We start from the raw sequence: 15,052 nt of genomic DNA, 5'->3' as shown, positions 1-15,052 counted from the left end.
GAATAAAATGATAGGCCGCAGATTGACATATAAGGGGGACTTTAAAATGGAAATTAGTTATCATGGACATTCTGTTGTTAAAATTCAGACAAATGGGCTTACAATTTTAATTGATCCGTTTATTAATGGCAATGCGCAAACGGATTTAACAGTAGCAGATGAAGCACCAGATATCATTATACTGACACATGGACATAATGATCATGTAGGTGATACTGTGGAGCTTGCCAAGAAAAAGGATGCACTTGTTATTGCACCAAACGAATTAGCGAATTGGCTTTCTTGGCAGGGTGTAAAGGTACATCCTATGCATATCGGGGGAGCAAGGGAATTTGATTTTGGTAAGGTGAAATTTACACAGGCTTTCCACGGCTCTTCTTATGTAACAGAAAATAATGAAATTATTTATATGGGGATGCCAGCAGGCGTTTTAATCTTTGTAGAGGGCTTAACGATCTATCATGCAGGTGACACAGCTTTATTTAGTGATATGAAATTAATTGCTGAACGTCATCCAATTGATGTTGCATTCTTGCCAATTGGCGATAATTTCACAATGGGACCAGAGGATGCAGCTTATGCAGTATCCTTATTAAAACCGAAATTTGTTGTACCAATTCATTACAATACATTTCCACCAATTGAGCAGGACCCACAAGTTTTTGCAGAGTTAGTGCAAAATGCAGATGTTCAAATTTTAAAAGCTGGTGAAAAAGTAAACTGTTTCTAAACACTAATAATGCTGTACTAATGAATTGACACCACGCTGGTAGTAGAAATGATGGGGACTGATAAACAATTTCATCACTTTATATTAAATATTTTTCTAATAAATATGATACACTAAGAGCAGAATTGAAGCTTAGGAAATAGGTGATATTTTGTCGACAAAACATGAGAAAATTTTACAATACATCGAATCCCTACCCGTGGGCGATAAAATTTCAGTACGTCAAATTGCAAAGGAAATGCAAGTGAGTGAAGGAACAGCTTACCGTGCGATAAAAGAAGCGGAAAACCGTCGCTTAGTGAGCTCTATCGAACGTGTTGGAACCATTCGTATTGAGAAAAAAAAGAAAGAAAATATTGAACGCTTAACATTTGCAGAAATTGTTAATATTGTAGATGGTCAAGTTTTAGGTGGCAAATCAGGTCTACATAAAACATTGACAAAATTTGTGATCGGTGCGATGCAGCTAGAGGATATGATGCGTTACACAGATGCAGGAAGCCTGTTGATTGTTGGAAATCGTATTAAAGCCCATGAAAATGCACTTCGAGCGGGTGCGGCTGTTTTAATAACTGGTGGTTTTGATACAACTGAAAATAATAAGCAGCTTGCGGATTCACTAGATTTACCGATTATTTCAACGAGCTATGATACATTTACAGTAGCCACGATGATTAATCGTGCCATCTATGACCAATTAATTAAAAAAGATATTTTATTTATTGAAGATATCTATATCCCAATGACGGACACAGCTGTGCTAAAAAATGATGAAACAATCCATCATTTTCAGAAACTGAATGAACAAACAACACATGGTGCATTTCCTGTTGTGACCCATCAAAATAAACTTGTTGGTATGGTTACGGTTAAAGATGTTATTGGACGAGAAGAAAATGAGCTTATTGAAAAAGTAATGACGAAAAATCCGATTGCTGGCTCAATGAAAATGAGTGTGGCCTCTGCGGGGCATCGCATGATCTGGGAAGGAATCGATCTCTTACCAATTGTTGATGATGATAATATTCTGAAAGGTGTAATTAGTCGTCAGGATGTCCTAAAAGCACTTCAATTAGCTCAAAGACAACCTCAGCATGGCGAAACGATTGATGATTTAGTAAAAAATGAAATTAAGGTGCTTGGCGATGAAGAATTAATCGTAGAGTTTAAAGTCACACCTCAAATGACCAATCAATATGGGGCAATTTCCTATGGAGCCTTTACAACCTTATTAGCAGAGGTTGGTTCATTTGCGTTAAAACGCCGTAAACGTGGGGATGCAGTGGCAGAGAATATGACCATTTATTTTATTAAGCCAGTTCAAATGGAAAGCACATTAACGGTGAAGCCTCGTATTTTAGATATGAGTCGTAAGTTTGTGAAAATGGATTTTGAAGTATACAATCAACAAATACTTGTTGGAAAAGCAATGATGATGTTCCAGCTATTAGAACGCTAAATAGTAAAAAGGGGTATCTCAACGTCATTTGAGATATCCCTTTTTGTGAAAAAGTATATTGTAATGGTGTTTTTTTATTGATTGATACGAAATTCTTCTTCAACAAATTGACCATAGTGTCGTGCTTTTTTTATATTTTCTACAATTACATAGATGCCTAAAATGACAAGAATTGTTACAATAATAAAAGTATAGAGTCCAGGGAATAAGTAAGCTTGGTTTAACGCAAAAAACAGAATAAAGGACCCAAAACCAATATTCGCCTTACTTTTGTACCATTTTTTAGCAATAGGTAATGGAGAACGAAATTGTTTTGTTTTAAAATAAAAATAGAAGACGAAAGATACAATAATCACAAATACAAATATAAAATTGAGCATAGTAAACCTCCTAGCATAACTAGACATTATTGTAACGATTATTATCGAAAAATGCTAACGGTTCTTACTATCAGTTTGGAGGAATTTATTTTGAAAAGACAAATCATCGACACAATTGCTGCATATGACACGATTATTATTCACCGGCATGTACGTCCAGATCCTGATGCTTATGGCTCCCAGCAAGGGCTAAAGGAATTAATTTTAGCCAATTATCCTGACAAAAAGGTTTTTGCTGTAGGTGAGCATGATGCCTCCTTATCGTTTATGGCACAGCCTGATCAAATAGCAGATGATGTTTATAACAATGCATTAGTGATTGTTACAGATACTGCCAATACAGAGCGTGTTGACGATCAACGCTATACGGAGGGTAAGATGGTTATTAAAATTGATCACCATCCAAATGATGATGCATATGGCGACCTTTTATGGGTAGACACAACAGCAAGCTCTTGTAGTGAAATGATTTATGAGCTCTATGAAGAAGGAAAAAAAACTGCTGATTGGAGACTTTCAGCTGCTGCTGCACGTTTTTTATTTGCGGGCATTGTAGGAGATACAGGAAGATTTCAATTTCCAAGTACAACAGCTAAAACATTTAATGTTGTGGCAGAATTGATTACATATGATTTTGATCGAAATCAGATTTTTGATGGTATGTATGAAATGGAGCAAAAGCTATTAAATTTACAAGGCTATATTTATCAAAACTTTCAAATGGATCAGCATGGGGCAGCACATATTAAGCTAACAAAGGAATTGCTGACAGCGCATGATGCTGTACCATCAGAAGCCTCTCTTTTAGTAGGCTGCCTTGGGAATGTTAAGGGAATATGTGCATGGGTTGTTTTTATTGAAGAAGAGGATCAAATCCGTGTGCGTTTACGTTCAAAGGGTCCAGTGATTAATACATTAGCAAAGGAATTTAATGGTGGTGGACATCCACTTGCAGCGGGTGCTACAGCTTATTCATGGGAGGAAGCAGATCGCGTTATCGTTAGATTACAAGAGATTTGTAACACGTATCATTCATAAAGAAAAGGAAGGGATTCATTTGGCACATGTATATACGAAAATGCATACGAGCGCGGATTTATTGAAAAGTACAATTCGGCTGGAACAATTGATTCCTTTTTTACAAGAGCAAAAAACACAGGCCTGTGCAATCGTCAATACGAAATTGTACGGGCTTTTGCCTTTTTGTAAAGCCATGGAACAGGCTCATATTCATGCCGTTATAGGGCTTTCGGTAAAAGTACAGTGGCAGGAGGAAATAATCCCACTTGTACTGTATGCACAGACTCAGAAGGGTTATCAAAATCTATTAAAAATAAGTAGTGCTCTGTCGATTAGGGATGATGAAGTGCTGCCGTGGAAATGGCTTGAAGGCTATGCGACAGGCTGTATCGCCTTGTTAACGACGGATGATGTTATAGCTGTAGATAACTGGTATTCGATAGCCAATGCTATTGCACAATTGTTTCAGCATTATTTTTATATAGGCATAGCAAGACCAGAAGGGATAAAATCAGCGAACGAGGATGAGCTTATAGCATGGTGCCAAGAAAAAAACATCCAAGTTGTAGCAACTCAAAGCTGTTATTTTTTACGTCCAGAAGATCATTTTGCTTATGAAGTGGCTAGAGCAATTGATATAGGAGCAAAGCTTGACACGACAAGTCGAACTGCTAGCTTGCAAGGCTTTTTTGCGCCCACAGCAGATGAATGGCAAAGCTGGTTTGCTGATCGACCAGAATGGCTTCTCTCCAGTGCTACCATGCTGGCAAGCTGTGAGGCAGTGATACCAGAAATGCCTGTACAAATGCCAAAATTTCCGGTACCAGTAGGTGAAACTGCTGAAAGCTTACTTGTAAAAGAGGCATTCAAAGGATTAGAGGAGCGGTTTAAGCAGCGAGAGCCACCATTAAGCTATCGAGAACGATTACAATATGAGCTGGATATCATTTGTTCTATGGGCTTTGCTGATTATTTTTTAGTTGTGGCAGATTTTATGCGCTTTGCCAAAGAAAATCGTATTTTAACAGGACCTGGTCGTGGCTCCTCAGCCGGTTCACTTGTCGCGTACAGCTTATTTATTACACAGGTAGACCCACTGGCTTACGGCTTATTATTTGAGCGTTTTTTAAATCCAGAACGTATTACCTTACCTGATATTGATATTGATTTTGTTGATAGTAAACGACAGCAAGTCATCCAGTATGTTGCACAAAAATATGGCAAGGCGAATGTAGCGCAAATTATTACATTTGGTACATTATCCGCTAAGGCAGTGGCTAGAGATGTGGCAAGAGTTTTTGGCTTTGATGCGGAAACCTTAGAAAAAATCTCTAAAATGATTCCGAATAAGCCTGGTATAACCCTACAAAGGGCAGTAGCAGAATCACCAGACCTACAATACTGGCTAACAGCAGATGACAAGCATCAGCAGTGGTTTGAGGTCGCGTTAAAGCTAGAAGGCTTGCCAAGGAATTCATCCACACATGCGGCTGGTATTGTGCTTGCTCCTTCCCCCTTAGTACATACAGTACCGATTGAGGAAGGGCATGATGGCATTTATTGCACACAATGGCCAATGGGCGATATTGAGGCATGTGGTCTTGTGAAAATGGATTTTTTAGGCTGTGCGATACGTTAGTTTGAAAGGTTATCAGAAATGGTAATCGGGGATAACTTGTTAGAAAACTGTAATTCTGATGGTTGGAATGAGAGCAGTCATGTTTGCTCGAAACACCACGCTAATATCCCACATGCATTATGTTTCATATAAAACATGGTGTGTGAAGCTGGGTGAAGTCGTCGAATACTAAGGGAAATCAACCGAGGTATAGAGTAGGCGGGCGGTGGTAGGATATGGTTAGAATGTGGTTCAATACCACTGACGAATCTTCGAATGTAAGGCTCTTGAGGAAGTTATATAATCTGAGACGATTATGTAGTACCGATGCGGTATGCTTGATAGGGAAAAGTAGTCATAGCCGAAGCAAAATTCCTGATACTCAACAAGGAGAGTATAATGCAAGCAGGGTCAAAGAAGAAACCTACGTCTTATCAATACTAGGAGTTACGGAACGTAGAAAGCTAGTGATTGCTACTTTAAACCTTATATGAGGGGCAAGTATAACGAAAAGATAATTTATCTATAAGTTATTTAACGCTAGTGAGAGTGGAGTCACAGTACCAATGAAACCATGATAATAAGTGGTGGAGGGATAGGCTCTAGTCGTTTCATGAGATATTAATTAATTGATGAACTATTTCGCTTTTCGAGTATGACAGGGAAACAACCACCTCTAGTTTTATAAGGAGGTTGCCCAGCGAAATGAATATCTACAGATACAATCAATACTACCAAATGCAAGACGTTTTCGATGGATTATTTAATGATTCATCAAACCAAGTTGAATTTAAAAACCTTGTGGACATTATTGCAAGTGAAAATAATATTAGATTAGCTTTTAGAATCATTAAATCTAATACAGGCAGTCAAACCGCTGGAATTGACGGTATAACCATTCAAGATGTTAAGAAAGAATCTTTAGAAGAATATATTTCACTCGTCAAGGATAAGCTAAACAATTTCAAACCAGATACAGTGAGACGAGTATTCATACCTAAAGAAAATGGTGACAACAGACCGTTAGGCATTCCATCTATGATTGATAGATTAGTGCAACAATGCATTAAACAGGTTCTTGAGCCAATATGTGAAGCCAAATTTCACCCACATAGCTATGGTTTCAGACCTAATAGAAGCACGAAACATGCCATAGCAAGACTGAATAGTTTAGTCAACCAAGCAGGTCTACATTATGTAGTAGATATAGACATTAAAGGGTTCTTCGATAATGTCAGCCATAATAAACTGATTAAACAGATGATAGCGATGGGCATTAAAGATTTTAAATTACTTAAAATCATCAAATTAATGCTTAAAGCACCTATACAGGGCAAAGGTATTCCGAATAAAGGTACACCACAAGGAGGAATATTATCACCGTTACTTTCTAATATTGTGTTAAACGAATTAGATTGGTGGATTAGCTCTCAATGGGAAACACATCCTACACATCACGAATACACTCAATTAAATAAATATAATGCAATGAAAAAATCGAAACTAAAAGAATTCTTTTTAGTTAGATATGCGGATGATTTCAAAATTGTTTGCAGAAGTTATACCGTTGCACAGAAAATATTTATTGCAGTTGAAGAATGGCTCAGTAAAAGACTTAAACTTAAAATTAGTAAAGAAAAATCAAAAATAGTGAACCTCAGAAAAAGCTATTCAGATTTTCTAGGTATCAAGGTCAAAGTACTACCAAGACCAAAAAGTAAACATGGCTATGTTGCACAATCAAGAATAGCGGACAAAAGATTTAATAAAATCTTGCAAGTCTATAGGGATAAAATCGAAAAGATAAAGAAAACACAAAATATAAAATATGTTGCAGAACTAAACAGCATGACATTAGGTATTCACGAATACTACAATATGGCAACATATGTTAGCCTTGACTTTAAGAAAATAGGTTGGAAATTATTAAGATATATGTTCAACTCTTTTAATAAATATGGTAAACAAGAAGTTCCAAGCATGAATATGACGGATTCAATCTACAAAAAGTTTTACGGTAACTCTAAAAGTAAAACCTGGTTGATGTTTGGTAAATATATTTATCCGATTCATTATGTGAAACACAAATCAACAATGAACTTTCAACAAACCATTTGTGATTTTACAATGCAAGGACGAGAATACTCGAACAAAGCATTGAAATCTAAAACACACGTATTAGCAATTGAAATGGTAAAAAGATTTAATGCCAACGAAACAGTTGAATATAATGATAATCGAATTTCACGTGCGTCGATGACAAAGATGAAATGCGAAGTCACTAAAATTGAACTTGAACTAGAACATTTACACTGTCATCATGTGATTCCACGAGAAATAGGTGGAGATGATAAATACGATAATCTAAGAATTGTTCATCGAGATATTCACAAGCTAATACACGCAACAAATGAAGATACAATTAAGAAATACATTCACATAATAAAAGATTCGAAAAACACCATTAAAAGAGTATTAACGAATTTAAACAACCTTCGAAGGAAAGCTAACAACTATAAACTTGAAGAAGCTACTGTCAGAGAGTGGTTAGAGGTTAAAACTTGGAAAAACAAATAGGTAGTAATATCAACTAATTAGTATTCAAAAGGGAAACGATGGAACGCCGTATGATGGGAAACTATCACGTACGGTGTGAAGCGGGGGAAAGGGAGTAATCATAACAGATAATGCTGATGAAGAAACCTACCTATCGCTATTGCGTAATCTTACAATTTTGGAGCAGATGCGTTGGTCTATTTATAAAGCGGGAGGGCCATGGATTGAATTTGAGCACATTCCTCTGCATGATGATAAAACCTTTCAACTTCTACAAAGCGGCGATACACTTGGTATTTTCCAATTAGAATCAGTGGGAATGCAGCAAGTCTTACGTGATATCCGTCCAACGCATTTTTTAGATATTGTAGCTGTTAATGCATTATACCGTCCAGGTCCAATGGAGTTTATTCCTATCTACGCAAGGAGAAAAGCAGGCAAAGAGCATGTTGCTATGCCCCATCCTATATTAGCGCCTATTTTGCAGGAAACATTTGGTGTAATTGTTTATCAGGAGCAAATTATTCAAATTGCCTCTGTGCTAGCAGGCTTTACAATGGGACAGGCTGATTTACTGCGCCGGGCAGTTAGTAAAAAAAATCGCCAAATTTTAGAGGAGCAGCGTGCTGTCTTTGTAAATGGAGCATTAAAACAGGGCTATGAGCAGTCTGTAGCACAAGACGTATATGAATTAATTGTCCGTTTTGCTGATTATGGTTTCCCTAAAAGTCATGCGGTAGCCTATAGTATGATCTCCTATCAAATGGCTTATTTAAAGGCCCATTTTCCACATAGCTTTTACGCGGCATTATTATCAAATGCAACAGGAAACATAGATAAAATTATGCAGCTTGTGCAAGAGGCAAAAGACAAGAGGATTCCGTTTTATCCGCCTTCGTTAAAAAATAGTACAAAATATTTTACAGTAGAAAATCAGGGCATCCGCTATAGTTTATCAGGCATTAAGGGTGTTCCACATACGTTTATAGATAAAGTAAATGCATTACAACAAACAAATCCAGAGGCATTCAATAATTTATTTGATTTGGCTGTTGCTTTAAGTGCCCAGCATTTTAAGCCAAAAGTGATGGAGTCTTTAATTTATGCTGGTGCGCTTGATTATTTAGAAAAGGATCGTGCTGTTCTTATAAAGACAGTAGATGCTGCAGGGAAGCATGCTGAGCTGCTAAGGCCAACTGAAGATATTGATATAGCCACCGCTACAGCCTATAGCTTTGGGAAGCCAAAATATCTGGAGGCAGTAGCCATGTCACAAAAGGAAAAATTAATGCATGAGAGGGAGAGCTTAGGCTTTTATATTTCTGCCCATCCAGTAACAGAAGAAAGGCAGAACTGGCAGGATATCAATTGTACATGCTACGAGCTTAAACAGACACGAGATGGTACGTATGTGAAAATGGTTGGTATGATTGATGATGTCAAAAAAATTCGAACGAAAAAAGGGGAGCAAATGGCTTTTGTGCAGCTTCAGGACGAATATGGAACTGTTTCAATCACGTTATTTCCACAAGTATTTCAACTTGTTCAAGACCTACTGATAGAAGATGAACTGCTGTTTATTGAAGGAGTTTTAGAAAGACGCTTTGGCAAGCCGCAGATCAAAGTAAAACATGCAAAAACGATGAAAAAGTAATAAAATTAAAGAAAAATTTACAAACTGCATGAAATTTTGTGCAGTTTTTTCTTTACTTTTGTGCAGTTATTTTGTAAGCTAGAGTCAATATTAAAAGTGGTCAGACCACTTTTTGATAAGGGGAGTTAGTCGTATGGATAAAAAAACCACACAAAAAAAAGTGTTTTTAGAAATCGTCCAACAATTACGTCAACTCATTAAAATAGAAAAAATTCAGGTAGGTGAAAAATTACCTTCTGAACGAGTCCTATCAGAGCGTCTAGGCGTTGGGCGATCCTCTGTCAGAGAGGCTTTGCGTAGCTTAGAATTACTAGGGCTTATTGAAACAAGGCATGGCGGAGGTACTTTTCTTGCCTCCACACATAAACATCAGCTCGTAGAAATACTGTCGATGTTTATCTTAGAAGATGAAAAATCCAAAAAAGATGTCGAATTAACACGGCAAATTCATGAAAAGGAAGCCATTCGCGTAATAAGTTGTACGGAGACTCTTCGCACACTACCTGTGTGGGATAGTTTTTTTGTGAAGCTAGAAATAGAAGGAACGGTTCATTGCCGAGATATTTTGCGAGAGCTGTTAATTACAACAGGTAATCGCCTTTCATTAAAAATCTGGTTTCAATTAGCAGCTTACGATGGCGACCGTTTAAATCGCAACTCAACAGAAGATGAAAAGTTAATCATCCAAACTCTGTTGAAATCAATGCAGCTTGGTTATGAAAAAGAAGCATTAAAAGCTTATGAGCAGTGGATGAATACTGTCGCAAGCACTTAGACAATGGAGGGGGAGTCGAACATGGCAATACGCAGCTTATTTAGTGGCAATCGAAAAAAGAAAGAGAATGGACAGGAAAAGGGATTTCCAGAAGGTTTAATGACAAAATGTCCTGAATGCCGTCATATTCAATTAACAAAGGAACTCGAAAAAAACTATAAGGTATGTACAAAATGTGGTCATCATTTCAAAATGACCGCACAAGAGCGTGTAGACTATTTCTTAGATGAAGGCTCCTTTGTATCAATGGATGATCATTTACAAACGAGCAATCCACTTAATTTTCCAGCATATGTGGAGAAAATTGCGGCAGACCAAGAAAAAACAGGCTTAAATGAGGCCGTCTTAACAGGTGTAGGCACATTGGATGGAGAGGAAATTGTGGTAGCCATTATGGACTCTCATTTCCGTATGGGTTCAATGGGCTCAGTAGTGGGCGAAAAAATTACGCGAGCAGTTGAAAAAGCAACAGCATTAGGTGTACCATTTATTATCTTTACGGCTAGTGGTGGCGCACGTATGCAAGAGGGTGTCCTATCCTTAATGCAAATGGCAAAAACGAGTGTGGCATTAAAGCGCCATAGTGATCAAGGCCTATTATTTATTTCGATTTTGACGCATCCAACAACAGGTGGCGTTTCGGCAAGCTTTGCATCTGTTGGCGATATTAATATTGCAGAGCCACAAGCATTAATTGGTTTCGCAGGTCGTCGTGTAATTGAAGAAACAGTCAGAGAAAAATTGCCAAGCGATTTCCAGACCGCAGAATTTTTATTAGAGCATGGTCAGCTTGATGCAATCTTCCATCGTCAGGATTTACGTCAACGGGTTTCATTACTTGTCAAAATGCATACGAAAGGCGGCGTACAACATGCCTAAAAATTTAGCGTTTGAAGAACCAGTGGTACAATTACGAGAAAAAATTGATGAATTAAAAACAATTGCTGCAGAAGCAGATGTAGATATGACAGGTGAAATTGAAAAGCTTGAAACACGCTTATCGCAGCTAGAGCAATCGATTTATACAAATATGAAGCCATGGGATCGTGTGCAGGTTGCCAGACACCCAGAAAGACCGACAACATTGCAATATATTGAAGCCATGTGTGAAGACTTTATTGAGCTACATGGTGACCGTACATTTGGTGATGACGCCGCAATTTTAGGTGGAATTGCTATGTTCGAAGGGCAGCCAGTAACTGTTATTGGTCATCAACGTGGAAAATCAACAAAGGAAAATATACGTCGTAACTTTGGGATGCCACATCCAGAAGGCTATCGTAAAGCATTACGTTTAATGAAGCAGGCTGAGAAATTTAATCGTCCGATTATTTGCTTTATTGATACAAAGGGAGCTTACCCAGGAAAAGCTGCGGAAGAGCGAGGGCAGAGTGAAGCTATTGCTAGAAATCTTGTGGAAATGGCTGGTTTAACAGTACCTGTTATTAGCATTGTTATTGGCGAGGGTGGAAGCGGTGGTGCACTAGCATTAGGCGTAGCGAATCGCGTCTTTATGCTAGAAAACTCAACGTATTCAGTTATTTCACCAGAAGGCGCTGCTTCAATTTTATGGCGTGATGGTAGTCTTGCTAAGCAAGCAGCTGAGGCAATGCGTATTACAGCGCCTGATTTAAAGGAGCTTGGAGTTATTGATGGCATTATTCCTGAAATTACAGGTGGAGCGCACCGCAATGTGGTAAAGCAGGCACTTTCTATTAAAGAGTGCATAAGTGACACGCTTCATGTATTAAATTCACTAAGTGGTGAACAATTAATAGAAGATCGCTATGACAAATTTAAAAAAATTGGGCAATATACAGAGGAGGAAGAGAGAGCTTAATTTGCTCGAAAGAGGTTAAAATTTGTATTTTAACCTCTAAAAAACTTTCAAAATTAAAGAAGATAATTGCGCAATATTAACGTCAGACTTCTTAAAGAAATGTTAAATTTAGGACGTTTTTTTATGGAAAGAGTGTGTGAAAGCGCATTCTTTTCATTTTTTATGTAAAAGTTATGTTTTTGTGCCCTCAGAACCCTTACATAGTTTGTTTTTTCATGTTAATGTGAATAATAATAGTAATTGCAGGAGGTCCAATGATGAAAAAAATTGCTGTATTAACAAGTGGTGGAGATGCACCAGGCATGAACGCAGCTATTCGAGCGGTTGTTCGTAAGGCGGCATTTCATGGAGTAAGTGTTGTTGGTATTAAGCATGGCTATGAGGGCTTAGTTAAAGGCTCTATGGAAGAACTCAATTTAGGTTCAGTGGGTGGCATTATTCAACGTGGTGGCACCTATTTAAACTCCGCAAGATGTCCTGAATTTAAAGAGGAAGCAGTCCAGCAAAAAGCCATTGAAAACTTGCGGGCAGCTGGTATTGAAGGGCTTGTTGTTATTGGTGGTGATGGCTCATATCGAGGGGCAATGGATTTAGTGAAAAAGGGATTTCCTGCTGTAGGTGTACCAGGAACAATTGATAATGATGTACCAGGAACTGAATACACAATAGGCTTTGATACAGCACTTAATACAGTTGTAGAATCCATTGATAAAATCCGAGATACAGCTACCTCTCATGAAAATTCTTTTATCGTTGAGGTCATGGGACGTGATGCAGGAGATATTGCCTTATGGGCAGGTCTTGCGGCTGGTGCTGAAACGGTGCTTATTCCTGAAGAAGATTATAATTTAGATGATATTGTGGCACGCTTAGATCGTGGTGCAGCACGAGGTAAAAAGCACAGCATTATTATTGTGGCAGAAGGCGTAATGTCTGGAAATGAACTGGCAAAACTGTTGAAAGAGAAAACAGGAAAAGAAACACGTGTATCTGTATTAGGTCATATTCAACGCGGTGGTTCACCGACAGCACGTGATCGTGTGCTGGCAAGTCAACTCGGTGCACATGCCGTTGAGTTGTTAATGGAAGGTAAAGCTGGTAGAGCTGTAGGCATTCGCAATCATCAAGTTATTGATTATGATATGCCGGAAGCTTTTGAAAAAAATCATGAGGCAGATATTAGCCTTTATACATTAATGAAGGAACTATCAATATAATTTGTTATAAAACGGAGTGGGCAAAAATGAGAAAAACAAAAATCGTATGTACAATTGGACCTGCAAGTGAATCTCCAGAAATATTAGAGCAACTAATTGAAGCAGGTATGAATGTTGCCCGTTTGAATTTTTCACACGGCTCTCATGAAGAACATGCGGGACGTATTCAGTTAATACGTGAAGTCGCACAAAAGTTAAATAAACCAGTTGGAATTTTACTCGATACAAAAGGTCCTGAAATTCGTACACATAATATGAAAAATGGCGAGCTTCACCTAACAGCAGGACAAGTGATTGATATTTCAATGACAGAAGTAGAAGGTACAGAGACATGCTTTTCTATTACGTATGATCGTTTAATTGAAGATGTTGAGCAAAATTCGATTATTTTATTGGATGATGGTCTTATTGAATTACGTGTTTTAGCAACGGATATGGAAAAAGGCTTAATTCATACAATTGTTGAAAATGCTGGAGTTTTAAAAAATAAAAAAGGTGTGAATGTGCCAGGCGTGTCTGTCCAACTACCAGGGATTACAGAAAAAGATGCGCAAGATATTTTATTTGGTATTGAACAGGATATTGATTTTATCGCTGCTTCCTTTGTTCGACGAGCAAAAGATGTGCTAGAAATTCGTGAATTGCTTGAGCAAAATGGTGGTAGTCATATTCAAATTATCCCAAAAATTGAGAACCAAGAAGGCGTCGATAATATCGATGAAATCATTCTTGTATCTGATGGCTTAATGGTTGCACGTGGAGACCTTGGCGTGGAAATTCCAGCAGAAGAAGTACCGCTTGTACAAAAGAAATTAATCTTAAAATGCAATCAAGTCGGCAAGCCTGTTATTACCGCTACACAAATGTTAGATTCTATGCAACGTAATCCACGTCCAACACGAGCAGAAGCAAGTGATGTAGCGAATGCTATTATTGATGGAACAGATGCGATTATGTTATCGGGAGAGACAGCTGCAGGTTTGTATCCAGTGGAATCTGTCCAAACAATGAATAAAATTGCACAACGCACCGAAGACTCATTAGAATATAAATCCATTGTTTCTGCACGTAGTCGTGAAAAAGAAGCCAATATGACGGAGGCGATTTCGCAAGCAGTAGCGTACACATCCATTAATTTAGGCGTAAAAGCAGTATTAGCACCAACAGAAAGTGGCAATACAGCAAGAATGATTGCTAAATATCGCCCAGGTGTACCCGTTATTGCCGTTACGGGATCTGTTCATACAGCGAATACGTTAACATTAGTATGGGGTGTCTACCCAATTGTTTGCCAACGTGTAACAACAACAGATGAAATTTTAGAGCTAGCTGTAGATGAGAGCTTGAAATATGGCTATGTGACACATGGAGATGCCGTTGTGATTACAGCAGGTGTGCCAGTAGGAGAAGCAGGCACAACAAACTTAATGAAGGTACACATTATTGGTGATTTATTAGCGCGTGGTCAAGGGATTGGTAAAGCATCAGTCGTTGGTACAACAGTGATTGCCAAAAATGCTGCCGAGGCACTTGCTTATGATACAGATGGTTGTATCCTTGTCACGGTTGGCTCAGATCGTGATATGATGCCAGCATTAGAAAATTGTGTTGGTTTGATTACAGAAGAAGGTGGACTAACAAGCCATGCAGCCGTTGTGGGCTTAAGCCTTGGCATTCCAGTAATTGTTGGTGTTAAAGAAGCCACTACATTAATACGTCATGGTCAAGAAATTACAATGGATGCTGAGACAGGTGTTATTTATAAAGGACATGCTAGCGTTCTTTAATGCATAGCGAAGGAGC

The 15,052-nt window shown here is 38.1% G+C and carries 12 protein-coding genes; 11 read left to right on the top strand and 1 reads right to left on the bottom strand.

Going from position 1 to position 15,052, the window contains the following annotated elements; translation table 11 throughout:
* The first annotated feature begins 46 nt into the window (after nucleotides 1-46).
* Nucleotides 47-730, top strand: coding sequence for a metal-dependent hydrolase (locus tag MHB44_RS16455; protein WP_341300063.1), 684 nt, complete (start codon nucleotides 47-49; stop codon nucleotides 728-730).
* 151 nt (nucleotides 731-881) lie between these two features.
* Nucleotides 882-2,189, top strand: a complete 1,308-nt coding sequence (locus MHB44_RS16450; protein ID WP_341300062.1) for a DRTGG domain-containing protein — start codon at nucleotides 882-884, stop codon at nucleotides 2,187-2,189.
* 74 nt (nucleotides 2,190-2,263) lie between these two features.
* On the opposite strand, the gene MHB44_RS16445 is transcribed toward MHB44_RS16450, so the two are convergent.
* Nucleotides 2,264-2,569, bottom strand: a complete 306-nt coding sequence (locus MHB44_RS16445; protein WP_341300061.1) for a YtpI family protein — start codon at nucleotides 2,567-2,569, stop codon at nucleotides 2,264-2,266.
* Nucleotides 2,570-2,659: 90 nt separating this feature from the next.
* Between MHB44_RS16445 and MHB44_RS16440 the strand changes: the two genes are divergently transcribed.
* From MHB44_RS16440 to pyk, 9 genes are all read left to right on the top strand, one after another.
* Entirely contained in the window at nucleotides 2,660-3,607 is a 948-nt protein-coding gene (locus MHB44_RS16440) for a bifunctional oligoribonuclease/PAP phosphatase NrnA (protein ID WP_341300060.1), read from the top strand.
* Between the two features lie 19 nt (nucleotides 3,608-3,626).
* Entirely contained in the window at nucleotides 3,627-5,228 is a 1,602-nt protein-coding gene (gene dnaE, locus MHB44_RS16435; RefSeq protein WP_341300059.1) for a DNA polymerase III subunit alpha, read from the top strand.
* A 684-nt stretch (nucleotides 5,229-5,912) separates the two neighbouring features.
* Complete coding sequence (gene ltrA, locus MHB44_RS16430) at nucleotides 5,913-7,784, top strand: group II intron reverse transcriptase/maturase (protein WP_341300058.1); 1,872 nt, start codon at nucleotides 5,913-5,915, stop codon at nucleotides 7,782-7,784.
* Between the two features lie 139 nt (nucleotides 7,785-7,923).
* Nucleotides 7,924-9,417: a DNA polymerase III subunit alpha gene (dnaE, locus tag MHB44_RS16425; protein ID WP_341300057.1), complete on the top strand. Its 1,494-nt coding sequence runs from the start codon at nucleotides 7,924-7,926 to the stop codon at nucleotides 9,415-9,417.
* A gap of 133 nt (nucleotides 9,418-9,550) precedes the next feature.
* Nucleotides 9,551-10,192 (top strand): GntR family transcriptional regulator, encoded by a 642-nt coding sequence (locus MHB44_RS16420; protein WP_341300056.1) that lies wholly within the window; start codon nucleotides 9,551-9,553, stop codon nucleotides 10,190-10,192.
* A gap of 21 nt (nucleotides 10,193-10,213) precedes the next feature.
* Nucleotides 10,214-11,071, top strand: a complete 858-nt coding sequence (gene accD / locus MHB44_RS16415; protein WP_341300055.1) for an acetyl-CoA carboxylase, carboxyltransferase subunit beta — start codon at nucleotides 10,214-10,216, stop codon at nucleotides 11,069-11,071.
* Entirely contained in the window at nucleotides 11,064-12,032 is a 969-nt protein-coding gene (locus MHB44_RS16410; protein ID WP_341300054.1) for an acetyl-CoA carboxylase carboxyltransferase subunit alpha, read from the top strand. Before accD ends, MHB44_RS16410 begins: the two co-directional genes overlap by 8 nt.
* A 257-nt stretch (nucleotides 12,033-12,289) precedes the next feature.
* Nucleotides 12,290-13,249 (top strand): 6-phosphofructokinase, encoded by a 960-nt coding sequence (pfkA, locus tag MHB44_RS16405; protein ID WP_341302990.1) that lies wholly within the window; start codon nucleotides 12,290-12,292, stop codon nucleotides 13,247-13,249.
* Between the two features lie 26 nt (nucleotides 13,250-13,275).
* Nucleotides 13,276-15,036 (top strand): pyruvate kinase, encoded by a 1,761-nt coding sequence (gene pyk / locus MHB44_RS16400; RefSeq protein WP_341300053.1) that lies wholly within the window; start codon nucleotides 13,276-13,278, stop codon nucleotides 15,034-15,036.
* The last annotated feature ends 16 nt before the right edge of the window (nucleotides 15,037-15,052 follow it).

This window comes from Lysinibacillus sp. FSL H8-0500 (genome assembly GCF_038051955.1).
Classification (GTDB): Bacteria; Bacillota; Bacilli; order Bacillales_A; family Planococcaceae; genus Lysinibacillus; species Lysinibacillus macroides.
Note: the sequence above shows the minus strand (reverse complement) of the source record. Positions and strands in the feature narration are given on the sequence as shown.